This window comes from Pseudomonas sp. lyk4-TYG-107 (genome assembly GCF_030209055.1).
In the GTDB taxonomy this organism is placed as follows: Bacteria; Pseudomonadota; Gammaproteobacteria; order Pseudomonadales; family Pseudomonadaceae; genus Aquipseudomonas; species Aquipseudomonas putida_A.
This window is the reverse complement of record NZ_JARVST010000027.1, coordinates 250,891-274,083: the sequence shown is the minus strand read 5'-3', so window position 1 is coordinate 274,083 and position 23,193 is coordinate 250,891. Positions and strand designations below refer to the sequence as shown.

The window sequence follows — 23,193 nt, the reverse complement described above, 5'->3', positions numbered from 1 at the left end:
GGCGAGCTGACACTCGGCCATTTGAGTGGTGAAAAGCATGCGCTTGGCTTTAGCTTTTTCTGTGGGAGCTGGCTTGCCAGCGATGGCGGCCTGATAGCCGACCAATTTCTACCTGAATACACCGGGTTCAACCTGTGGGAGCGGGCTTGCTCGCGAAGGCGGCCTGACAGCCGACCAATTTCTACCTGAATACACCGGGTTCAACCTGTGGGAGCGGGCTTGCTCGCGAAGGCGGCCTGACAGCCGACCAATTTCTACCTGAATACACCGGGTTCAACCTGTGGGAGCGGGCTTGCTCGCGAAGGCGGCCTGACAGCCGACCAATCTCTACCTGAATACACCGGTCTCAACCTGTGGGAGCCAGCCTGCTGGCGATGGCGGCCTGACAGCCGACCAATTTCTACCTGAATACACCGGGTTCAACCCGTGGGAGCGGGCTTGCTCGCGAAGGCGGCCTGATAGCCGACCAATTTCTACCTCAATACACCGGTTTCAACCTGTGGGAGCGGGCTTGCTCGCGAAGGCGGCCTGACAGCCGACCAGTTTATCTAATCCAATTGAGCGACTGAAGGCAGCTCCTGAAGGGACTGTAGGACGAATCCGTATTTTGGAATATCGATGTTCTTGAGCGCGACAACCGGCGTGCTGGACGTTAGTGTTCCAGGTCATGCCAGTCGCTTTGAGAGGTCAATGGAATGACGCGCAACCTCATCCATCTGCTGCGCCCCAATGGCTATTTCAGTCTGATGGCCTGGGTGCTTGCGGCGTTGCTGTTCATCAATCGTCTGAGCAGCATGGTCAAGTTGTTCATGGCGCTGTATCTGCGCCAGGAGCTGGGGCTGGCGATTGAAACCGTCGGCTGGTTGCTGTCGGCCTATGGTGCCGGGTTGTTGGTCGGTTCGATGCTCGGTGGGCTGCTCAGTGATCATGTGCGCACGGCGCGGCTGACGGCGACGTTGTTCTTTGTTTCGGTGTGGGTGTTGATCCTGCTGGGGCTGGTCTCGCAAGTGCCGTTGCTGGCGGCATTGCTGTTGCTCAGCGGGACGATCGATGGGGCCATTCGCACCCTGCACCAGCGCCTGATCATGGAGTACTGCGAAGTCGCTCAACGCTCGCGCGCGCAGGCCTTGAGCCGGGTGGCGCGCAACCTTGGCATGGCCGCCGCGGGTGTGGCGGGCGGGGTGTTGGCGCAGACGGATTTCCGTTGGGTGTTTTTCGGCAGCGCGGCGATGACGCTGTTGGCCTTGCTGTGGTTTGTTCGCACTACGTGGCGTCGGCCGGTACTGATCAATGACGCCCCCTCTACAAACGGCGCCGGTGGATCCGTTGCGCCGTTTTACGATAAAGCGTTCCTGTGGTTGCTCGCGGCGACGGCCGTGCTTGGCATTGCATTCGACACGGTCTACAGCACGCTGGGCAATTATCTGCGTGATTACTACCACTTGAGTACCGAGGCGATCGGCTGGCAGTTCGGGCTCAATGCGTTGCTGGTGATCGCCTTGCAGATTCCCTTGTCACACTGCGGCGAGCGTTGGGGCACGCGGCGGCAAATGCTCGCGGGGAGTTTGTTGCTGGCCGGCGGATTGGGCATGTTGCCGTTCGGATCCGGGCCGGCGTTCGTCTGCCTGTCGACGGTGATCTGGACCTTGGGCGAGGCGTTGTTCATGCCGCCGCTGAATGTGCTGGCGATGCAATTTGCCCAGCGCGGCAAAAGCGGCCAGTACTTTGGTCTGTTCTTTATGAGCTGGAGCGCCAGTGCGCTGTTGTCGCCGGTGCTCAGCGGTCAGTTGTACGGCAATTTCGGTGGCCATAGCGTCTGGCTGGGTAGCGCCGTACTGGTGTTGATGTCGATTCCCTTGACGTGGCAAGCGACCCGTCCGCATAGCTGATTCCGCGATAGGTGTTATTCGAAACCTGTCTGTCTGTGGAGGGCATTTCTGTCTGCTCGTTAGCGTCCTATCTGGTGAACCCGACGGATCGGAACTAGATTTCACACAGCGCCAGTCAGGCACCCATGTCTCACCTGAAAGTGGATGGAGTCAGCTATGAAAAGCAGGTTGCTACGGTTTTTATTGCTATTGAAAGTGATGGTCATGCTGTCCCTCGGCACCGCGACGGCCTGGGCCGAGTGCGAGGATCACGATTCCCAGGCCTTTAACGGCCAGGTTGGACACAGCGGCCTGATGCTCGCCAAGTCCGAATCAGAGCCAGGTGATCAGGGGCAGGGTGGCAGCGCCGATGACGATGACTCGACTACTGATGAACCGGACTCTGATGATCCGGACGACGAAGGCGACAGCCAGACGTAAATCGCAAATAAAAGAAAACCCCCTCTTCCCCGACTGATGCGCAATCGGGGGAGAAGGGGTTTGGTTAACGCTTTAGCGACAACTCAAGTTCCCTGTGGGAGGGGGCTTGCTCCCGAAAGCGGTGTGACAGTCACCATTATCAGTGACTGTCACACCGCATTCGCGAGCAAGCCCGCTCCCACAATTTCGTCCGCCGTTAATCAGGCGGCGCCGTCGAGGAATTGCTCGGCGTAGTGGCAGGCCACCTGGCGATTATCCAATTCACGCAACAACGGCTCTTCAGTGCTGCAACGCTCGGTCGCGTACGGGCAGCGCTTGTGGAACGCGCAGCCCGGTGGCGGGTTCAGCGGGTTGGGCAATTCGCCGACGATCTTGATTTTCGGCTTGTTCGGGTCCGGGTGAATGGTCGGGGTCGCCGACAGCAACGCCTGGGTGTACGGGTGCAGCGGACGTTCGTAAATAGCGTCTTTCGGGCCCATTTCCACCGGGCGACCGAGGTACATCACCATCACGTCATCGGCCACATGTTGCACCACCGCCAGGTTGTGCGAGATGAACACGTACGCGGTGTTGAACTCTTGCTGCAGATCCATGAACAGGTTCAGCACCTGTGCCTGAATCGACACGTCCAGTGCCGAGGTAGGCTCATCCGCGACCAGCACTTTCGGTTGCAGCATCATCGCCCGGGCGAGAGCGATCCGCTGGCGCTGACCGCCGGAGAACATGTGCGGATAGCGCTGGTAGTGCTCGGGACGCAAGCCGACCTGCTTCATCATCGCCTGGACTTTTTCGCGGCGTTCAGCGGCGGACAGGTTGGTGTTGATCAGCAGCGGCTCGCCGAGTTGGTCACCGACTTTCTGCCGTGGGTTCAACGACGCGTACGGGCTCTGGAATACCATCTGCACGTCTTTGCGCAGTTGTTTGCGCTGGGCCTTGTCGGCGCCAGCCACTTCCTGACCGGCGATTTTCAGCGAACCGGACGACGGCTCTTCAATCAGGGTCAGGGCGCGGGCGAGGGTGGATTTGCCGCAGCCCGATTCGCCGACCACGGCGAGGGTCTTGCCGGCTTCCAGTTCGAACGACACGCCGTTGAGCGCGCGCACGGTGGCGTGCCCCTTGAACAGGCCACGGGAGACTTCGTAGTGACGGGTCAGGTCGCGGGCGGTAAGTACGACGGCCATTACGCCACCTCCTGGTTCAGCGGGAAGAAGCAGCGGGCGAGGCTGTGGCTTTTCGGATCAAGGGCCGGACGCTGCGCGCGGCAGGTGTCCTGCACGTACGGGCAGCGCGGCGACAGCAGGCAACCCTGCGGACGGTCGTAGCGGCCCGGGACGATGCCCGGCAGTGTCGCCAGACGCTCGGCGCCCTGGCTGTGTTCCGGAATCGCCTTGAGCAACGCTTCGCTGTACGGGTGTGCCGGGATGTCGAACAGTTGCGGCACCTGACCGACTTCGACAGCCTGGCCGGCGTACATCACGCACACGCGCTGGGCGGTTTCGGCCACGACCGCGAGGTCGTGAGTGATCAGCACCAGGCCCATGTTCTGTTCTTTCTGCAACGCCAGCAGCAGATCCATGATCTGTGCCTGAATCGTCACGTCCAGCGCCGTGGTCGGTTCGTCGGCGATCAGCAGTTTCGGTTCGCCGGCAATCGCCATGGCAATCGCGACACGCTGGCTCATACCGCCAGACAGTTGGTGCGGGTAGGCGTCCATACGGCTGGCGGCGCCCGGGATCTCCACTTTTTCCAGCAGTTCGATCGCACGTTTGCGCGCTTGCTTGCCGGACATTTTCAGGTGCAGACGCAGCACTTCTTCGATCTGGAAACCGACGGTGTAGCTCGGATTCAGCGCGGTCATCGGGTCCTGGAACACCATCGACAGGTCTTTGCCGACGATTTGCCGACGTTGACGATTGCTCAGCTTGAGCATGTCTTTGCCGTCAAAGCTGAGCGAGTCGGCGGTGACGATGCCGGGATGCTCGATCAGGCCCATCAGCGCCATCATGGTCACGGATTTACCCGAACCCGATTCGCCTACGATCGCCAGGACTTCGCCTTTGTCGACTTTCAGGTCGAGGCCATCGACAACGGGTGTCGCGGTTTTGTCGCCGAAGCGAACGTTGAGATTCTTGATTTCTAGCAGTGACATGGGAATCTCCTCAGGCGGCGTTCTTGAGTTTCGGGTCCAGCGCATCGCGCAGACCGTCGCCCATCAAGTTGATTGCCAGCACGCTGAGCAAAATGGTCAAACCAGGCAGACTCACGACCCACCAGGCGCGTTCGATGTAATCGCGGGCCGAGGCCAGCATGGTGCCCCATTCAGGGGTTGGCGGTTGTACGCCAAGGCCGAGGAAGCCCAGTGCCGCAGCATCGAGAATCGCCGAGGAGAAGCTCAGGGTGGCCTGCACGATCAGCGGCGCCATGCAGTTCGGCAGCACGGTGATGAACATCAGACGTGGCAGACCGGCACCGGCCAGGCGCGCGGCGGTCACGTAGTCGCGGTTCAGTTCGCCCATCACCGCAGCACGGGTCAGACGCACGTAGGACGGCAGCGATACCACAGCAATGGCGATCACGGTGTTGATCAGGCCAGGGCCGAGGATGGCGACGATCGCCACAGCCAGCAGCAGGGACGGCAGGGCCAGCATGATGTCCATCAGACGCATGATGGTCGGGCCGATCATTTTCGGGAAGAAACCGGCGAACAGACCCAGCAGGATCCCCGGGATCAGCGACATCACCACCGACGACAGACCGATCAGCAGCGACAGGCGCGAACCCTGAATCAGCCGTGACAGCAGGTCGCGACCCAGTTCATCGGTGCCGAGCAGGAATTGCATCTGCCCGCCTTCGAGCCACGCCGGTGGCGTCAGCAGGAAGTCACGGTATTGCTCGCTTGGGTTATGCGGCGCGACCCACGGCGCGAAGATCGCGCAGAAGATGATCAGCAGCATGAACAGCAGGCCGGCAACCGCGCCCTTGTTCTTGGAGAAGGCTTGCCAGAATTCTTTGTACGGTGACGGGTACAGCAGGCTTTGATCCGCGCTTGGGGCGGAAGTGGCTACTGAGGATGTTGGAGTGCTCATGGTATGGACCTCAGCGCTGATGACGGATGCGTGGGTTGGCAAAGCCGTAGAGGATGTCCACTACGAAGTTGACCAGAATCACCAGGCAGGCGATTAACAGGATGCCGTTTTGCACAACCGGGTAGTCCCGGGCGCCGATGGCTTCGATCAGCCATTTACCGATGCCGGGCCAGGAGAAAATGGTTTCGGTCAGGACTGCACCGGCCAGCAGGGTGCCGACTTGCAGGCCGACCACGGTCAGCACCGGAATCAGCGCGTTGCGCAGGCCGTGCACGAACACCACGCGCGAGGGCGACAGGCCTTTGGCCTTGGCGGTGCGGATGTAGTCTTCGCGCAGCACTTCGAGCATCGACGAACGGGTCATCCGCGCGATCACCGCCAGCGGAATGGTGCCGAGCACGATGGCCGGCAGGATCAGGTGATGCAGCGCATCGAGGAATGCGCCCATGTCATCGGCCAGCAGCGTGTCGATCAGCATGAAACCGGTGCGCGGCTCGATGTCGTAAAGCAGGTCGATCCGTCCGGACACCGGGGTCCAGCCCAGGCTCACCGAGAAGAACATGATCAGGATCAGGCCCCACCAGAAGATCGGCATCGAATACCCCGCCAGGGAGATGCCCATCACCCCATGGTCGAACAGGGATCCTCGCTTTAGAGCCGCAATCACCCCGGCCAGAAGACCGAGGATGCCGGCAAACAGCAGGGCGGCCATGGACAGTTCCAGGGTCGCCGGGAAGAGGGATGTGAACTCGGTCCATACGCTCTCACGCGTACGCAGGGATTCGCCGAGATCGCCGTGGGCCAGTTTGCCGATGTAGTCCAGGTACTGGGCATACAGTGGCTTGTTCAGACCTAGGCGTTCCATTGCCTGAGCGTGCATTTCGGGGTCGACCCGACGTTCGCCCATCATCACTTCCACGGGGTCGCCCGGAATCATGCGAATCAACGCGAAAGTCAGCAAGGTGATGCCGAAAAACGTGGGGATCAACAACCCCAGTCGGCGGGCAATAAAACTAAACATCTTGTGTGGTACCTCATCAGCCGGTTAGGCGTGCCCGGCGACCCTGGGGTCAGGGAGGCCGGGAGTTTCTTATCTACTTCACCTGGGTAGTGGCGAAGTTATTGGTTGTGAGAGGGCTGATGTGATAACCCTCTACGTTGTTGCGCATTGCGGTAAACATCCGGGTGTGGGCCATGCTGATCCACGGTTGGTCCTGATTAAACAGCACCTGGGCCTGTTCGTAGAGTTTGGCGCGTTCGGCCGGATCTACTTTAGCCCGTGCTTCGTCGAGCAGGGTCTGGAATTTCTCGTTGCACCAGCGCGCGTAGTTTTCGCCGTTCTTGGCTGCTTCGCAACTGAGCATAGGCGTCAGGAAGTTATCCGGGTCGCCGTTGTCGCCCGCCCATCCGGCCGATACCATGTCGTGCTCGCCGGCCTTGGCGCGCTTGAGCATTTCGCCCCATTCCATGACGCGGATGTCGATCTTGATTCCGACCTTGGCCAGGTCAGCCTGCATCATCTGCGCGCCGAGCATCGGGTTCGGGTTGGTCGGGCCACCGCCGTTACGGGTAAACAGGGTAAACACGGTGCCTTCCGGAACCCCGGCCTCCTTGAGCAGGGCACGCGCCTTGTCCAGATCGCGTGGCGGGTTCTTCAGGTCGTGGTTGTAGCCCAGAAGGGTCGGCGGGTACGGGTTGACCGCCACACTGGCGTTGCCTTTGCCGAACAGCGCGTTGACGTAGGCTTCCTTGTCGAAGGCGATGTCGATGGCCTTACGCACGCGCACGTCGCTCATGTATTTGTGCTGGGTGTTCATGGCGATGTACGAGACGGTCATCGCGTCCATCTCGTCGACTTTCAGGTTGCTGTCTTTCTTGATGCTCGGGATGTCATCCGGTTTCGGATACAGCGCGATCTGGCACTCGTTGGCCTTGAGCTTCTGCAGGCGCACGTTGTTGTCGGTGGCGATCGCCAGGATCAGCGCGTCGGCCGGGGCCTTGCCACGGAAGTAGTCCGGGTTGGCCTTGAAGCGCACCTGCGCATCCTTGGCATAACGCTGGAAGATGAACGGGCCGGTGCCGACTGGCTTGTTGTTGAGGTCGCCGGTCTTGCCGGACTTGAGCAACTGGTCGGCGTATTCGGCCGGGTAGATCGAGGAGAACGCCATGGCGATGTCGGCCAGGAACGGCGCTTCGCGGCGGGTCAGGGTGAACTTGACCGTGTTGTCGTCGACTTTCTCTACGCTTTTGAGCAGTTCCTTGAAGCCCATGCTTTCAAAGTACGGGAAGCCCACGCTCGACAGTTTGTGCCACGGGTGATTCGGGTCCAGCTGACGCTGGAAGCTCCAGACCACGTCGTCGGCGTTCATGTCGCGGGTCGGCTTGAAGTATTCGGTGGTGTGAAACTTGACGCCTTTGCGCAGGTGGAACGTGTACGTCAGGCCGTCTTCACTGATGTCCCAGGATTCGGCCAGTGCCGGAATCACTTCGGTGGTGCCGGGCTTGAAGTCGGCCAGGCGGTTGAAGATCGTTTCGGCCACCGCGTCGGCAGTGACTGCAGTTGTGTACTGGACCATATCGAAGCCTTCCGGACTGGCTTCGGTGCAGACCACCAAGGGTTTGGCCGAGACGCCGATGGCGGCGCTCAACAACGCGGCAGCGACGGCCGCACGTAGGGGAAGCATTTTCATCGATAACCCTCTGCAATCGGTTGAAGACAAAAAACCGAACGGCCGACTCGTCATGAGTCAGCCGTCGGTTGGCGGTTTTTACAGGATGTTGAACGGGATGGTGGTCACGAGACGGAACTCGTTGATGCTGCCATCCAGCTGGTTTTCACTGGCACGGTGTGCGGTGTAGGTTGCGCGTATTGCGGTAGCCTTGAGCGGCCCGCTTTGCACGGCGTATGCAGCACCGATCCCGTATTCGTAGTGGTGTTCGCCATCCATCGCCAGCACGCTGTCGTAAGCGCCGCCTTTGTAGTGAGTGCCGTCGATGCCCCAACCACGAGCGCTGTAGATGTTGAACTTCAGGCCTGGCACGCCATATTCAGCCATGTTCAGACCGTAAGCGACCTGGAAGGATTTCTCGTTCGGGCCGTTGAAGTCCGAGAGCAGGGAGTTGGCCAGGTAAATACCGTTGGTTTCGTGCAGATAGTCGAAGTATTCGTTACCGTTAATTTCCTGGTACGAGAAGGTCAGGCTATGGGCCTGGTGAGTCAGGCCCAGCGACAGCGAGTAGGTATCGTTGTCGATTTCGCCCAGCTTCTTTTTGCCTTCATCGACGGTCTTGTAGTAGTTCAGACCGGTGGTCAGGCTGAGGATCTGGCTATCGCCCAACTCGTGGGTGGCGCCGAAGTAATACTGTTTCCACATATCTTCAGCCTGAGTTGCCCACAGGCTGGTTTTCAGACTGGCAAACGGCTGGTAGGAAATACCAGCGGTGTTGACGTGATCAATTTCAATGAGCGTGTCAGCATATTCGGAGCGGAACTTGCGCTGGCTTTCTTCCATACGTGGCGAGTTCTTGTCGAACGTAGCGATGTCGAAGGTCAGGTTTTCCAACTCTTCGCTGTGCAGGCTGACACCTTGGAAGCTCGAAGGAAGAGCGCGGTTGCCGATCACATCGACCATCGGGCTGCTGAAGTTTTGGCGGCCGGCGGTCAGAGTGGTATTTGAAACCCGCGCCTTGATGTTGGCCAGACCCAGTTTGCTCCACTGTCCCTCCGCATCGCCACCGTCTCGGGTCAGGGTCCGGTTGTTACCGGAGGCGACGTTAGGAATCGGCGCCCCACCGACGTTTGCAGCGAGGTTTTTGCGGTCACGCTCAAGAGCTACAGCGTTATAGACCGCCACTTCAGTGCTGATGCCGACAGTACCTTCGGTGAACCCCGAGTTGTACTTGAGAATCGTGCCTTGTACCCAGTTGATCCGGCGATCAGTAAGTTCGGTTGTACCGTTTTTTTGGTACTTGAACTTGGCACCACGTTTCAATTGCTCATTGGCGTACCAGTTACGCGTCGTACCGGTAATCGACTGTCCTTCGACGAAGCCGGTCGCTTCAGCCTGGGCGCTCTTGGTGTTGACGGTCACCGGGGTGAACGCCTGGCTTTGGGTTTCCGCATAAGCCGTAGCGGTGACGCTGCTGATGGCCAGGGCCAGTATCGCGGTGCTGCTCAGTTTCATGGGTGAAGCTCCTTTACTTTCTTTTTATGCCGGCTTTTTTGGGTGGGCCGGTTATTGGTTTAGAACTCATTTCACACATCGCAAACGTTTGCAAAATGCCGGATCGGCGAATTTCGGCAAAGCGCTTGCGTGAGGGGATAGACGGTCCCCTCAGCGTTGCGGCTAATCGGTTGGGTTAATCGATACTGACGCCCGAGAACACATTGCGACCGAAGGGGCTGACCTTGAAGCCTTCAACCCGGGCGCTTAACGGCTGGTTGACCGTCGAGTGGGCGACAGGCGTGATCGGCACTTGCTGCTTGAGCAACTGCTGCGCCTGTTTGTAGAGCGTGGTGCGCTGGTCGCGATCGGTGACGACCTTGGCCTCTTTGATCAGCTTGTCGTACGCCGGATCGCACCACATGGAATAGTTGTTGCCGCCAATCGCGTCGCAGCTGTACAGGGTGCCCAGCCAGTTGTCCGGGTCCCCGTTGTCGCCGGTCCAGCCGATCAGGCTGATATCGTGCTCGCCATTCTTGGTGCGCTTGATGTACTCGCCCCATTCGTAGCTGACGATCTTCACTTTCAGACCGATTTTCGCCCAGTCTGCCTGGAGCATTTCGGCCATCAGTTTGGCGTTCGGGTTGTATGGACGCTGTACCGGCATCGCCCACAGGGTGATCTCGGTGCCTTCTTTCACGCCGGCAGCCTTGAGCAGCTCGCGGGCTTTTTCCGGGTTGTAGGCGGCGTCTTTGATGCTGTCGTCGTAGGACCACTGGGTCGGTGGCATGGCGTTGACCGCCAGTTGCCCGGCGCCTTGATAAACAGCGTTGAGAATCCCCTGTTTATTCACCGCCATGTCCAGCGCCTGACGTACTTCGAGCTGGTCGAAGGGCTTGTGGCGCACGTTGTAGGCGATGTAGCCGAGGTTGAAGCCCGGCTTGGAAATCAGCTGCAGTTTCGGGTCGACCTTCAGTGCTTCGACATCGGCAGGGCGTGGATGCAGGGTGATCTGGCATTCGCCGGCCTTGAGCTTCTGCACGCGTACCGAAGCGTCGGTGTTGATCGCGAAGATCAGGTTCTTCAGCTTGACCCGGCTCGGGTCCCAGTAGTGCTCGTTACCGGTGTAACGGATATTCGAGTCTTTCTGATAGCTCTTGAACACGAACGGCCCGGTGCCGACCGGCTTCTGGTTGATGTCGCTCGGCTTGCCTTCGGCCAGCAGCTTGTCGGCGTATTCGGCGGACAGGATGGCAGCGAAGCTCATGGCGATGTTCTGGATGAACGCGGCGTCGACGCTGTTGAGCGTGAACTCCACGGTCAGCGGCCCGGTCTTTTCGACCTTGGCAATGTTCTTGTTCAGGCTCATCCCGTTGAAATACGGGAATTCGGTCGGATAAGCCTTACGGAATGGCTGTTGCGGATCGAGCATGCGGTTAAACGTGAACAGCACGTCGTCGGCGTTGAAATCGCGCGTCGGTTTGAAGTACGGCGTTGTATGAAATTTCACACCTTCACGCAGGTGAAAGGTGTACTTGAGACCATCCTCGGAAATATCCCACTTGGTTGCCAGTCCCGGTACGACGTTGGTCGCGCCTTTTTCAAACTCGACCAGGCGGTTGTACAGCGGCTCGGCGGCATCGTTATCGGTGGCCGTCGTGTATTGCGCGGTATCAAAACCCGCCGGGCTGCCTTCGGAGCAGAACACCAGGCTGTTGCTGGCGGCGTAACTGGCGGACGTGGCGGCCAACAGGCCGGCGCCCAGCAGTGCGGAAAAAACCAAGGTATGGCGCATGACGCTCCCTCTTTTTTGTAGTGTTGTTCAATGCACCGCGGTCCCGTCCAGGGACGCTGAGGTGGCATTGAGCTCAATCCAGTGCGTACGGCAAGCCGGTGGCACACGCAGAAACTGGTCAGAACCCGACGGTAGGGGCCGTGGGTCTGGCAGTAAATGCGTAATTGCCTGAAAACTCGTAGGAAAAGTCGACGCGTCCTATGCCACTGCAGTCATCCGCAGCGGAATTGGCTGTAGGCAAATTCCTGACTTCCCGGCAGCTAAAGCAAAGGCGACGTCATGAACGTCGCCCTTGCAATGGCTTAATTGCTGACGCTGACGCCGTAGAAGGAGTTCAAGCCGAATGGGCTGATCTTGAAGTCCTGCACGTTGGCGCGCATGGGTTGATACACCGTCGAGTGAGCGATAGGTGTCATTGGGACTGCATCTTTGAGGACGTGTTGCGCCTGTTTGTACAGTTCAGTGCGCTTGGCCTGGTCGGTCGTGCGCTTGGCTTCCTTGACGAGACCGTCGAACTTCTTGTCGCACCACTTGGAGAAGTTGTTGCCGCTGAGCGAGTCGCAGCCGAACAGCACGTTCAGCCAGTTGTCCGGATCACCATTGTCACCGCTCCAGCCAATGATCATGGCCTGGTTCTCGCCACCTTTGGAACGCTTGATGTACTCGCCCCACTCGTAGCTGGTGATCTTCACGTTCAGGCCGATCTTCTTCCAGTCGGACTGGAGCATTTCAGCCATCAGCTTGGCGTTCGGGTTGTACGGACGCTGCACCGGCATCGCCCACAGCACGATCTCGGTACCTTCCTTGACGCCGGCTTCCTTGAGCAGTTGCTTGGCTTTTTCAGGATCGTACTTGGCGTCCTTGATGGTGGTGTCGTAGGACCACTGGGTCGGTGGCATGGCGTTGACGGCCAGCTGGCCGGCGCCCTGGTAAACCGAATCGATGATCTGCGGCTTGTTCACCGCCATGTCCAGCGCCTGACGTACGCGCAGGTCAGCCAGCGGGTTAGCCTCGTTGCTGCCCTTGACCTTGTCCATCACGTTGTAGGCGATGTAGCCCAGGTTGAAACCGGCCTGGTCAGGCATCTTCAGGGTTTTGTCGGCCTTCAGCGCCGCGAGATCCGCCGGACGCGGGAACAGGGTGACCTGGCACTCGTTCTTTTTCAGTTTCTGGATACGTACCGACGGGTCGGTGGTGATGGCGAAGATCAGGTTGTCGATCTTCACGTCCTCAGGCTTCCAGTAATCCTTGTTGCCGGTGTAGCGGATGTTCGAGTCTTTCTGGTAGCTCTTGAACACGAACGGGCCAGTGCCGATCGGCTTCTGGTTGATGTCGGCAGCCTTGCCTTCCTTGAGCAGCTGGGCAGCGTACTCGGCGGACTGGATCGAGGCGAAGCTCATGGCCATGTTCTGGATGAACGCGGCGTCGACTTCTTTCAGCGTGAACTTGACGGTGTGGTCGTCGACTTTATCGATCTTGGTGATGTTGGTGTCCATCCCCATGTCGGTGAAGTACGGGAATTCGGTCGGGTACGCCTTACGGAACGGGTCATCCTTGTTAATCATGCGATTAAAGGTGAACAGCACGTCGTCGGCGTTGAACTCACGAGTCGGCTTGAAATACGGGGTGGTGTGGAACTTGACGCCTTCACGCAAGTGGAAGGTGTAAGTCAGGCCGTCCGGGGAAATGTCCCAGCTGGTGGCCAGGCCCGGGATAACGGCGGTGCCGCCACGCTCGAACTGGCTCAGACGGTTGAACATGGTTTCGGCTGAGGCGTCGAAGTCGGTTCCGGTGGTGTACTGGCCTGGATCAAAACCGGCCGGGCTCCCTTCGGAGCAGAACACCAGGTTAGTCGCAGCGGATGCGAAAGGTGCGGAGGCTAACAAGCCTGCGCCGACTAAAAACGGAATGACCGCGTGTTTAAGCATGTTGGCCTCATGATTTGTTGTCATTTTTTAATATTGAGGTACGACCTCGTGAGTCGTGCCTGCGGATACTTATGCAGGGGCCATACCCAATGCAAGATCCAGAGTGTGAGCGAGCGTTAAACGGTGGCACGTACGTACCTTAATGTCGCATCTGTATAACTTTTGACGCATTTGACCGTTTGCGGGTGGTTTTTACGGTGCAAACGAAGCCCCAAAACGGTGCGCCGGTCACGTTGTGCGCGCCGCATTGGGGCTCGGTGTTACTTATTTATACCCACGCCGTAAAAGGGCGTAAGGCCAAACGGACTGATCTTGAAGTCGGTCACTTCCTTGCGCAGCGGCTGGAACACCGTGGAGTTGGCGATCGGGGTGATCGGCACCTGCTGTTTAAGGATCAGTTGCGCCTGTTGATACAGTTTTACCCGTTGCGCCTTGTCGGTGGTCACCTTGGCCTGCTGCACCAGTTTGTCGTAGGCCGGGTCGCACCACTTGGCGTAGTTGCTGCCCTTGACCGCGGCGCAGCTGTAGAGCACGCCGAGCCAGTTGTCCGGGTCGCCGTTGTCACCTGTCCAACCATAGATCATCGCGTCGTGTTCGCCATTTTTCGCACGCTTGATGTACTCGCCCCATTCGTAGCTGACGATGTTGGCCTTGATGCCGATTTTCTCCCAATCCTGCTGGATCATCTGCGCCGACATGCGTGCATTCGGGTTTGAGGCGCGCTGCACCGTCATCGCCCACAGGTTGATGGTGGTACCCGGCGCAACCCCGGCTTCCTTGAGTAGCGCCTTGGCTTTCGCCGGGTCGTATGGTGCGTCCTTGATGTTCGGGTCATACGACCATTGCGCCGGCGGCAAGGCGTTCTGCGCCAGTTGGCCGGCACTCTGGTAAACCGCTTTGATGATCGCCGGTTTGTCGATGGCCATGTCCAGTGCCTGACGGACCTTGAGCTGGTCCAATGGCGGGTGAGTGGTGTTGTAGGCGAGGAAGCCGAGGTTGAAACCGGGCTGCTTGAGCACACGCAGGTTCGGGTCTTGTTGCATCACTTCGATGTCGGCCGGGCGCGGGTAGCCGCTGACCTGGCATTCGCCGGCCTTGAGTTTCTGCAGGCGTACGGCGGCGTCGGGGGTGATCGAGAAGATCAGGTTGTCGATCTTCACGTCTTCGGGTTTCCAGTAGGCCGGGTTGGCGGCGTAGCGGATCTGCGAATCTTTCTGGTAGCGCTTGAATACGAACGGGCCGGTGCCCACCGGTTTCTGGTTGAGGTCGGCGGCTTTGCCTTCCTTTAGCAGTTGCGCGGCGTATTCGGCCGATTGCACCGAGGCGAAGCTCATGGCGAGGTTTTGCACGAACGCGGCGTCGACGTTGTTCAGGTTGAAGCGCACGGTGTTGTCGTCGATTTTTTCTACCGATTTGATCGTGGTGTTCAGGCCCATGTCGGTGAAGTACGGGGACTCGGCGGGGTAGGCCTTGCGAAAGGCGTTGTCGGGGTCGAGCAGGCGCTGGAAGGTGAACAGTACGTCGTCGGCGTTGAAGTCGCGGGTCGGGGTGAAATATTCCGTTGTGTGGAATTTCACGCCTTGCCGTAGGTGGAAGGTGTATTGCAGGCCGTCGCTGGAGACGTCCCATTTTGTCGCCAGGCCGGGTTCGATGTCGGTGCCGCCGCGCTGGAATTGGGTGAGGCGGTTGAAGACGGTTTCGGCTGAGGCGTCGAAGTCGGTGCCGCTGGTGTATTGGCTGGGGTCGAAGCCTGCCGGGCTGGCTTCGGAGCAGTAGACCAGGGTTGTTGCTGCGTTTGCGATTGGGGTTATGGCGCTCAGGGCCAGTGTGATCAGGAGTGGTTTGAGGGTGGATCTTTGCATGTCTGGCCCGTAGGTCTGGAGGTGGTTGTTCCTTGAGGTTAGCGGGGATTCGGGGGTGTTCGGAAATATCGTTTTTTGAGGGGATGCGTCTATCTCGGTATATCCAGCGCTGTTTGGGCATATCCGTTTCTTCGGGTGCTGCGGCTTATGGTTCCGCCCTGACGGCGGGTCACTTTTTACAAACGCCTAAAAAGTAACCAAAAACGCTTGCTCCTGCGTTCGGCCCGCTCGCTGGGGCTCGGGGTGCCTTCGCTGCGGGATCGATCCGGGGGGCAGCGCCTACGGTTTGCTTCGCTGCACCTCCTCTCGCTGTGTTTGGCTGCGCCAAACGGTCGCTGCGCTCCCACCCCCGGATCAATCCCTCCACTCAGCCTTCCGACGTCGCCCGTGGATCAAGATCAAAAGCGGTACTCGAGCTAACGCTCATCGTGTGAGTGGTGAAAAGCGGGTGCGGCGACTGGCTAAGTGATGGCGGCCTGACAGCCGACCAATCTCTAACGGCCTGCACGCCATCCACTGTGGGAGCGGGCTTGCTCGCGAAGAGGCCCGTCCAGTCACCTGATAAAATTGGCTTGTTTAAAGTCGTTTCAAATAACCAGAACCTTCCCACAAGGTTTTCAGGTTGTCCCTCGGACGTGAGCTCTCTAGCCTTGAACTGTCGCTGAAGATTCAGCGATCGGGCGTGAGAACCCGGCAGTTCATAGTCATTCAGTGCCCATACCCGCATAATTGCCGCCAGCCAATACGCTGTATGCAATTACGTTATGGCGGCTCTGTGCGGGCAGACTTTTGTCTGGCCGGGTGCCTATGACCGGTTTCTCACCCCGCACAAAGCTGCCACCTCTTCGTCGTGTGAGAAACGGCTTGAGGTGGCCTAACGTCATAGGTGAAATGCATGTCCAAACCCGTCCCAGATCCACCGCTCGAACCTACAACCCCACTCACCGAAGCCCTCCACGCCGAAGACCTCGCAAAAAACCGCGAAGCGATCAAACGCGCCCTCGATTTCTACCTCAGCCCCGAATCCACAAAACCGCGTCCACCCAGTTCGATGTTCCTCGTCCATCCGGGCATCGACACGGAAAGTCTGCTGGCCCACGCCTGCGAGTCCCTGGCCTCGGCCAACACCATGGCCAGTGATTTCGCCGATCAGCTCAGTCGCCCGCAGCGCAATACGGCGCTGGCGATTCAGCAGATCATCATGCTGGCTGAACTGGCGGTGAATCGGGCGCTGGATCGGGTTGATCCACAAGCCTGAGACCGCGTCATCGTTCATCGCTGGCAAGCCAGCTCCCACAGGTTTTTGCCGATTTTGAAATTGGCGCATGACTTTGTGGGAGCTTGGCTTGCCAGCGATGACGGCAGATCAGACAACACAAAATCCAGGCACAAAAAAACCGGCGATCATTCTCTGATCACCGGTTTCTCATTCAGCCCGCATCAATTCACTGCATCAGCACTTCAATCGAGCCGTCGGCGGTCAGGCTGACCTGGCTGGTGCCGGCTTCGACTTCCGGCGTGACCGGTGCCGAATCCGCCATGCCGGCAGCTTTCATCATCATCGGGGCGCGCATGTACGGTTGTGGGTAGCCGTTGCTGTTGAGGTTCAGGTTGACGATTTTGTAGCCCTTGCCGCCCAAGGCATCGGTGGCCAGTTGCGCGCGGGCCTTGAAGGCGCTGACGGCTTCCTTGAGCAGTTTGTCTTCGCTGGCCTTGCGGGTCGGCTCGGCGATGGCGAAGTCCATGCCGCCCATTTTCAGGTCGGTCAGCAGTTCGCCGGTGAGTTTGGACAGGGCGGCGAAGTCGGCGCTTTCCAGGCGCAGTTCGGCGCGTTCACGCCAGCCGGTGATTTTCTGGCCCTTGGTGTCGTAGATCGGGTAGCTGTTGCGGCTGCCCTGGCGCAGGGTGATGTCCTTGACTTGCTTGGCCTGGGCCAGTGCCTTGTTCATGGTGGTGCTGACGTCGGCGGCGAGTTTGGCCGGGTCGGTGTTTTGCGCTTCGGTGTAGAGCGTCACGATCATCAGGTCGCGGGCCACTTCCTGGCTGACTTCGGCGCGCAGGGAAATCTGGTTGTAGTGCAGCTCATCGGCGGCCAGCGCCGGAAGGCTGGCGATGCTGCCGACGGTCAGGGCGATAAGGGCGGCGCTGCGGCGAAAGTTGTGCATGAAGGCTCCTTGAATAATGCGCAGGTGTTGGTTCGTCCCTGCGTGAAACCATCAGACTCTAGCTTCTGCGATCCGGTTCGCCCAGTTACAACTTCTATACAGATGCAGCGGGCCGCTGCGCGGCCATTCGCGAGCAGGCTCGCTCCCACTTTTGAAATGCATTCCTCTGTGGGAGCGAGCCTGCTCGCGAAGGCGCCCTTATAGCCGCCGAAAATGTTTTCGCCATGTGGTCATTTGCCGCACTTTCGCCTCTCAAAGGCGCGGCTTGGTTATACTCCGTGCGATCCGCCTGGAGCGCTCATCAGGAGAGCTCATGCTCGCCCCCGTACAACTGACTTCCGCCACTCGCCAGAACCTCTGGCGGCTGACCTTCATTCGCACCCTGGTGCTCGCCGCGCAGGCCGGTTCCGTCGGCCTGGCCTACTGGCTGCAACTGCTGCCGTTGCCGTGGGTGCAACTGGCGATGACCCTCGGCTGCTCGATTCTGCTGTGCGTGTTCACCGCCGTACGCCTGCGCACTTCATGGCCGGTGACTGAACTCGAATATGCCCTGCAACTGGCCTGTGATCTGGTGATCCACAGTGCGTTGCTGTATTTCTCCGGCGGTTCGACCAACCCGTTCGTTTCCTACTATCTGGTGCCGCTGACCATCGCGGCGGTGACGCTGCCGTGGCGTTATTCGGTGATTCTGTCGGGTATCGCGCTGGCGCTGTACACCGTGATGCTCACGCGTTTCTATCCGTTGGAAACCCTGCCGGTGGCTCGCGAGAACCTGCAGATCTACGGCATGTGGCTGAGCTTCGCGCTGGCCGCTGCGGTCATCACGTTTTTCGCCGCGCGCATGGCGGAAGAGCTGCGTCGTCAGGAAGAGTTGCGGGCGATTCGTCGCGAAGAAGGCTTGCGCGATCAGCAATTGCTCGCCGTCGCCACTCAGGCGGCCGGCGCCGCGCATGAACTCGGCACGCCGCTGGCGACCATGAGTGTGTTGCTCAAGGAAATGCAGCAGGATCATCCCGACGCGATGCTGCAGGATGATCTGAAGGTGCTGCAGGATCAGGTCAAACTCTGCAAAGAAACCCTGCAGCAACTGGTGCGCGCCGCCGAAGCCAACCGTCGTATGGCCGTGGAGATGCAGGACGTCACCCAATGGCTCGACGAAGCGCTGAACCGCTGGCACCTGATGCGTCCGGAAGCCAGTTACCGTTTCCAGCGTCTCGGCCAGGGCACCGTGCCGCGCATGGCGCCGCCGCCGGACCTGACCCAGGCGCTGCTCAACCTGCTGAACAATGCCGCCGACGCCTGCCCGGAAAATCTTCAGGTGACGCTGGACTGGGACGCGGAAACCGTGACCATCAGCATTCGCGACCACGGCGCTGGTGTGCCGCTGGCCATCGCCGAGCAGATCGGCAAACCGTTTTTTACCACCAAGGGCAAAGGTTTCGGCCTGGGCCTGTTTTTGAGCAAGGCCAGCGTGACACGCGCCGGCGGCTCAGTGAAACTCTATAGTCATGAGGAAGGCGGCACGCTCACCGAGCTGCGCCTGCCCCACGGCGCCCGAGGAGACCAACATGAGTGACGAAATCCAAGTCGAAGGCGAAGAACTGCCGCATTTGCTGCTGGTCGACGACGACGCAACGTTCACCCGAGTAATGGCCCGTGCCATGGCTCGTCGTGGCTTTCGCGTCAGCACCGCCGGTTCCGCCGAAGAAGGCCTGACCATCGCCCAGGCCGACCTGCCGGACTACGCCGCGCTGGACTTGAAAATGGACGGCGACTCCGGCCTGGTGCTGCTGCCCAAGCTGCTGGAGCTGGACCCGGAAATGCGCGTGGTGATCCTCACCGGTTATTCGAGCATTGCCACCGCGGTCGAAGCGATCAAGCGCGGCGCCTGCAACTACCTGTGCAAACCGGCCGACGCCGATGACGTACTGGCCGCGCTGCTCTCCGAGCACGCCGACCTCGACAGCCTGGTGCCGGAAAACCCGATGTCGGTTGACCGTCTGCAATGGGAGCACATCCAGCGCGTGCTGACCGAACACGAAGGCAACATCTCCGCCACTGCCCGTGCCTTGGGCATGCACCGCCGCACCCTGCAGCGCAAACTGCAGAAGCGCCCGGTTCGTCGTTGAAAGTTTTTCTGGGCAAATGAGCTGGACTGAATGAAACAGGCGCTACCCTGCATTCGGGTAGCGCCTTGGGTTCAATCTACAACCGTGAAGTGCGTTGGTGGCGATTTGTAATGCCATTCGCCCAGAGTTCCGTTGCATTGTGCGTAGAGTTTCTTTCCTACCCATTGTTTCAAGATAGCTTTTGATACCGGGAGAATGACCTTGTTCTGATTACCGACTTGTCGGTTGATTTCAGATTGGGTGCCTTCATAACGGACATAGGCATCATCGATATGAACCTCGGTATTATCGGACCAGAATATGAATTTAGCCCCCGCATCACTCAGCTCACTGATAGACAGTTCGCCTTTCTTGATCGAATCGCTGGTTGGAGCATTAAGCGGGTTTTCTTCTTTGTTCATGACCAATTCCTTTCGTTGTCAGAGGGGTAACCTGCTCTCCTGATTCACAGCGAATTCCTTGCAGGAGGCCAGCCCAGTTGATCAGCCTGAATCGCCCCCCTCTACTGTCAACTCTGACAGTCCCGATGAACGGTACGTGCGCTCGCTGCGATACTGAAACCCCCATCAATCTGAACAATCCCTGAATGAGCCAGTCCCACTCTGGCGATAAAACGAACCGATCAACTATGATCGGTGCGTGTCTGTTCTTTTCTTTATCGAGCCTTTTCCATGAATCAGAACGCTGAATATTCCGCGGTCAACGATGCTGTGCGCGGGCAGTTTTTTCGCAAGGTGTGGGCGATCATCACGCCTTACTGGCGCAGCGAAGAGAAGGGCAAGGCCTGGACGTTGCTGATTGCGGTGATCGCACTCTCGCTGCTGAGTGTGGGTATCTCGGTGTGGTTCAACACCTGGTACAAGGATTTCTACAACGCCCTGCAAAAGAAGGATGAAGCGGCGTTCTGGCGCTTGATTCTGTATTTCTGCGGCATTGCGGCGGTGGCGATTGTCGGTGCGGTGTATCGGCTGTATCTGACCCAGATGCTGACGATTCGCTGGCGGGCGTGGCTCACCGAAAAGCATTTCTCCCGTTGGCTCGCCGACAAGAATTACTACCAGCTGGAGCAGGGTGGTTACACCGATAACCCGGACCAGCGGATTTCCGAAGACCTCAACAACTTCACTTCCAACACCCTTGAGTTGGGGATCGGCCTGCTGCGCAATATTGTCAGCCTGGTGTCGTTCTCGATCATTTTGTGGGGCGTGTCGGGCAGCATCGAAGTCTACGGCATCACCATTCCCGGCTACATGTTCTGGTGCGTGCTGGTCTACGCCGTGGTGGGCAGCTGGCTGACGCATTTGATCGGTCGTCGCCTGATCGGCCTGAACAACCAACAACAACGCTTCGAAGCCGACCTGCGTTTTTCCATGGTGCGGATTCGCGAGAATGCCGAGAGCATCGCGTTGTACAACGGCGAGCCGAACGAGAATCGCCGCTTGAGCAACCGTTTCGGCATGGTCTGGCATAACTTCTGGGACATCATGAAAGTGTCCAAGCGCCTGACATTTTTCACTGCCGGTTACAGCCAGGCTGCGATCATTTTCCCGTTTATCGTTGCGTCGCCGCGTTACCTCGCCGGCAAGATCGAACTGGGTGAGCTGATGCAGATCAGCTCGGCATTCGGCAACGTCCAGGAGAGTTTCAGCTGGTTCATCAGTGCTTATCAAAGCCTCGCGTCCTGGCGTGCCACCTGTGATCGTCTGCTGAGTTTCCGTCAGGCCATGACCGATAACGAACAGCGCACCCCGGCCATCGATGTGCAGAATCAGGGCAGCGAACTCAAAGTGCACAATCTCGGTCTGGACTTGGCTGATGGTCGTCACCTGCTGACCAATGCCGACATGACGGTGGAGCCGGGCGAGCGGGTGATGCTCAGCGGCCGATCCGGCAGCGGCAAGTCGACGTTGCTGCGGGCGATGGGGCATCTGTGGCCGGCGGGCCACGGCAACATCCGGCTGCCGGCGGCGCGTTACCTGTTCCTGCCGCAGAAACCGTACCTGCCGATCGGCACCTTGCGCGAGGCCTTGAGTTATCCACAGCCGGGCGATACCTACGCGCCAGAACGTTACGCGCAGGTGCTGGAAATCTGCCGGTTGCCGCATCTGGTTGCGCGTCTGGACGAAGCCAATCACTGGCAGCGCATGCTGTCGCCGGGTGAGCAGCAACGCCTGGCTTTCGCCCGCGCCATGCTTTATGCACCGCAATGGCTGTACATGGACGAAGCGACGTCGGCGATGGATGAAGAGGATGAGGCAACGTTGTATCAGGCGCTGATCGATCAGTTGCCGGGCCTGAGCATCGTCAGCGTCGGCCATCGCAGCAGCCTGAAGCGTTTCCACCCTAGACATGTGCGGATCGACAGCGGGCATCTGGTGGAGCAGGCCGTGACCGCTTGATCACCACAACCCCCTGTGGGAGTGGGCTTGCTCGCGAAGGCGTCTCTTCAGTCGACAAATCGGTTGCCTGACACACCGCCTTCGCGAGCAAGCCCGCTCCCACATGGGGTATTGTGAGGCGGGATGTGATCGTACAACCCGCCTGCGCTATGATGCCCACCAAGCCGAATTTTCGAGACCAGACGTTGACCATGGAAAACCCGATCGACACTCCACGCCTCCCACGCAAGCGCCGCAGCCTGGCTCAGGAGCTGGTGACGGTGCTGACCGAGCAGATCCGCGACGGTCTGCTCAAGCGCGGCGACAAATTGCCCACCGAGTCGGCGATCATGCAGGAGCACGGCGTCAGCCGCACCGTGGTGCGCGAGGCGATCTCCCGCTTGCAGGCTGCCGGCCAGGTGGAAACCCGCCACGGCATCGGCACCTTCGTGCTCGACACGCCGAGCCCCAGCGGTTTTCGCATCGACCCGGCCACGGTCGTCACCCTGCGTGACGTGCTGGCGATTCTCGAATTGCGCATCAGCCTGGAAGTGGAGTCCGCCGGCCTCGCCGCGCAACGCCGCAGTCCCGAACAACTGGCGACCATGCGCGCCGCCCTCGATGCGCTGAACGACAGCGTCGCCCACGCCAGCGATGCGGTGGCCTCGGACTTTGCCTTCCACCTGGAAATCGCCCTGTCCACCGGCAACCGCTACTTCACCGACATCATGACCCACCTGGGCACCAGCATCATTCCGCGTACGCGGCTGAATTCGGCGCGCCTGGCCCATGATGATCAGCAGCACTACATGAACCGCCTGAGCCGCGAGCACGAGGAAATCTACGATGCGATTGCCCGTCAGGATTCCGATGCGGCGCGAGCGGCAATGCGCCTGCATTTGACCAACAGCCGCGAAAGACTGCGCCAGGCCCATGAAGAGGCGCAGGCGCAGGGGTGAAAGGTTACCGTTCCAGTTTAATGCGCAGAGACGGTGATTTCTCTGGTACCTGATTGAAACGTGTGACGATGTAGTGGAGATCGGCAGTCGCTTCGGGAATCAGTTTCTTTTCAAAAACATCTTTGGGGATTAAGAAAATGATTGGCTTTCCTACCTCGGGCGCAGTCAGTACGTGATGGTCGTTCCACGTGTTACCGGAGGTGGTCACTACATGAAAAGTAATTCCGTCACCGACAGATGCATGAAGGTATGGCGGCACTTCTCCGTGGGCAGCTCCCGTCAGTTCGCCAACATAAAGTTTTCCGTCTTCTGCTTCCCTGAGACTTGGCGCAGCGAAAGCTTTAGCTTGTGCGGTCATGATCAAACTCCGTTTCAATATCCATCAAACCGTTTGAAGGCAAGCTGATTACGGCGTTACC

General features: G+C 59.2%; 19 protein-coding genes and 1 pseudogene. 8 read left to right on the top strand and 12 right to left on the bottom strand.

All coding sequences use genetic code 11. The features are described from left to right. From QRN61_RS22710 to QRN61_RS22700, 3 genes and pseudogenes are all read left to right on the top strand, one after another. A pseudogene (locus QRN61_RS22710) lies at positions 1-189 on the top strand (hypothetical protein); the annotation flags it as partial. Positions 190-695: 506 nt separating this feature from the next. After that, entirely contained in the window at positions 696-1,889 is a 1,194-nt protein-coding gene (locus QRN61_RS22705) for an MFS transporter (RefSeq protein WP_285375566.1), read from the top strand. Between the two features lie 156 nt (positions 1,890-2,045). Continuing rightward, a complete protein-coding gene (locus QRN61_RS22700) occupies positions 2,046-2,309 on the top strand; it encodes a hypothetical protein (protein ID WP_027610809.1) in 264 nt (87 codons plus the stop codon). Positions 2,310-2,509: 200 nt separating this feature from the next. Here QRN61_RS22700 and QRN61_RS22695 read toward each other — a convergent pair whose 3' ends face one another. From QRN61_RS22695 to QRN61_RS22655, 9 genes are all read right to left on the bottom strand, one after another. Then, entirely contained in the window at positions 2,510-3,490 is a 981-nt protein-coding gene (locus tag QRN61_RS22695) for a peptide ABC transporter ATP-binding protein (RefSeq protein ID WP_027610810.1), read from the bottom strand. Further along, the gene (locus QRN61_RS22690) at positions 3,490-4,458 is read right to left on the bottom strand and encodes an ABC transporter ATP-binding protein (RefSeq protein WP_027610811.1); all 969 of its coding nucleotides are present in this window, start codon (positions 4,456-4,458) and stop codon (positions 3,490-3,492) included. The genes QRN61_RS22695 and QRN61_RS22690 overlap by 1 nt, the downstream gene beginning before the upstream one ends. 10 nt (positions 4,459-4,468) lie before the next feature. Continuing rightward, complete coding sequence (locus QRN61_RS22685; protein WP_027610812.1) at positions 4,469-5,395, bottom strand: ABC transporter permease subunit; 927 nt, start codon at positions 5,393-5,395, stop codon at positions 4,469-4,471. Between the two features lie 10 nt (positions 5,396-5,405). Beyond that, the gene (locus tag QRN61_RS22680) at positions 5,406-6,416 is read right to left on the bottom strand and encodes an ABC transporter permease subunit (RefSeq protein WP_007953665.1); all 1,011 of its coding nucleotides are present in this window, start codon (positions 6,414-6,416) and stop codon (positions 5,406-5,408) included. Between the two features lie 73 nt (positions 6,417-6,489). Beyond that, positions 6,490-8,085: an ABC transporter substrate-binding protein gene (locus QRN61_RS22675; RefSeq protein ID WP_097090378.1), complete on the bottom strand. Its 1,596-nt coding sequence runs from the start codon at positions 8,083-8,085 to the stop codon at positions 6,490-6,492. Between the two features lie 78 nt (positions 8,086-8,163). After that, positions 8,164-9,579, bottom strand: coding sequence for an OprD family porin (locus QRN61_RS22670; protein WP_027610814.1), 1,416 nt, complete (start codon positions 9,577-9,579; stop codon positions 8,164-8,166). Between the two features lie 175 nt (positions 9,580-9,754). Beyond that, entirely contained in the window at positions 9,755-11,353 is a 1,599-nt protein-coding gene (locus tag QRN61_RS22665) for an ABC transporter substrate-binding protein (RefSeq protein ID WP_027610815.1), read from the bottom strand. Between the two features lie 302 nt (positions 11,354-11,655). Continuing rightward, a complete protein-coding gene (locus QRN61_RS22660; protein WP_027610816.1) occupies positions 11,656-13,281 on the bottom strand; it encodes an ABC transporter substrate-binding protein in 1,626 nt (541 codons plus the stop codon). Positions 13,282-13,541: 260 nt separating this feature from the next. Further along, on the bottom strand, positions 13,542-15,143 hold the full coding sequence (locus QRN61_RS22655) for an ABC transporter substrate-binding protein (RefSeq protein ID WP_285375564.1): 1,602 nt from the start codon (positions 15,141-15,143) through the stop codon (positions 13,542-13,544). Positions 15,144-16,038: 895 nt separating this feature from the next. Here QRN61_RS22655 and QRN61_RS22650 point away from each other — a divergent pair. Further along, a complete protein-coding gene (locus QRN61_RS22650) occupies positions 16,039-16,401 on the top strand; it encodes a DUF6124 family protein (protein ID WP_285375563.1) in 363 nt (120 codons plus the stop codon). Between the two features lie 187 nt (positions 16,402-16,588). Here the strand turns inward: QRN61_RS22650 and QRN61_RS22645 are convergent, their stop codons facing one another. Beyond that, positions 16,589-17,308, bottom strand: coding sequence for an SIMPL domain-containing protein (locus QRN61_RS22645; protein WP_202370191.1), 720 nt, complete (start codon positions 17,306-17,308; stop codon positions 16,589-16,591). 313 nt (positions 17,309-17,621) lie between these two features. Between QRN61_RS22645 and QRN61_RS22640 the strand changes: the two genes are divergently transcribed. Both QRN61_RS22640 and QRN61_RS22635 read left to right on the top strand, forming a co-directional pair. After that, positions 17,622-18,884 (top strand): ATP-binding protein, encoded by a 1,263-nt coding sequence (locus QRN61_RS22640; RefSeq protein WP_027610820.1) that lies wholly within the window; start codon positions 17,622-17,624, stop codon positions 18,882-18,884. Next, on the top strand, positions 18,877-19,437 hold the full coding sequence (locus QRN61_RS22635) for a response regulator transcription factor (protein ID WP_003221630.1): 561 nt from the start codon (positions 18,877-18,879) through the stop codon (positions 19,435-19,437). The genes QRN61_RS22640 and QRN61_RS22635 overlap by 8 nt, the downstream gene beginning before the upstream one ends. A 71-nt stretch (positions 19,438-19,508) precedes the next feature. On the opposite strand, the gene QRN61_RS22630 is transcribed toward QRN61_RS22635, so the two are convergent. Then, a complete protein-coding gene (locus QRN61_RS22630; RefSeq protein WP_285375559.1) occupies positions 19,509-19,838 on the bottom strand; it encodes a hypothetical protein in 330 nt (109 codons plus the stop codon). 270 nt (positions 19,839-20,108) lie between these two features. On the opposite strand from QRN61_RS22630, the gene QRN61_RS22625 reads away from it, so the two are divergent. Together QRN61_RS22625 and QRN61_RS22620 are read left to right on the top strand one after the other, a co-directional pair. Next, entirely contained in the window at positions 20,109-21,836 is a 1,728-nt protein-coding gene (locus QRN61_RS22625) for an ABC transporter ATP-binding protein/permease (protein WP_027610822.1), read from the top strand. 191 nt (positions 21,837-22,027) lie between these two features. Beyond that, positions 22,028-22,774, top strand: coding sequence for a FadR/GntR family transcriptional regulator (locus tag QRN61_RS22620; protein ID WP_177325602.1), 747 nt, complete (start codon positions 22,028-22,030; stop codon positions 22,772-22,774). 4 nt (positions 22,775-22,778) lie between these two features. Here QRN61_RS22620 and QRN61_RS22615 read toward each other — a convergent pair whose 3' ends face one another. Continuing rightward, complete coding sequence (locus tag QRN61_RS22615) at positions 22,779-23,132, bottom strand: hypothetical protein (RefSeq protein ID WP_115988217.1); 354 nt, start codon at positions 23,130-23,132, stop codon at positions 22,779-22,781. Positions 23,133-23,193 lie beyond the last annotated feature (61 nt).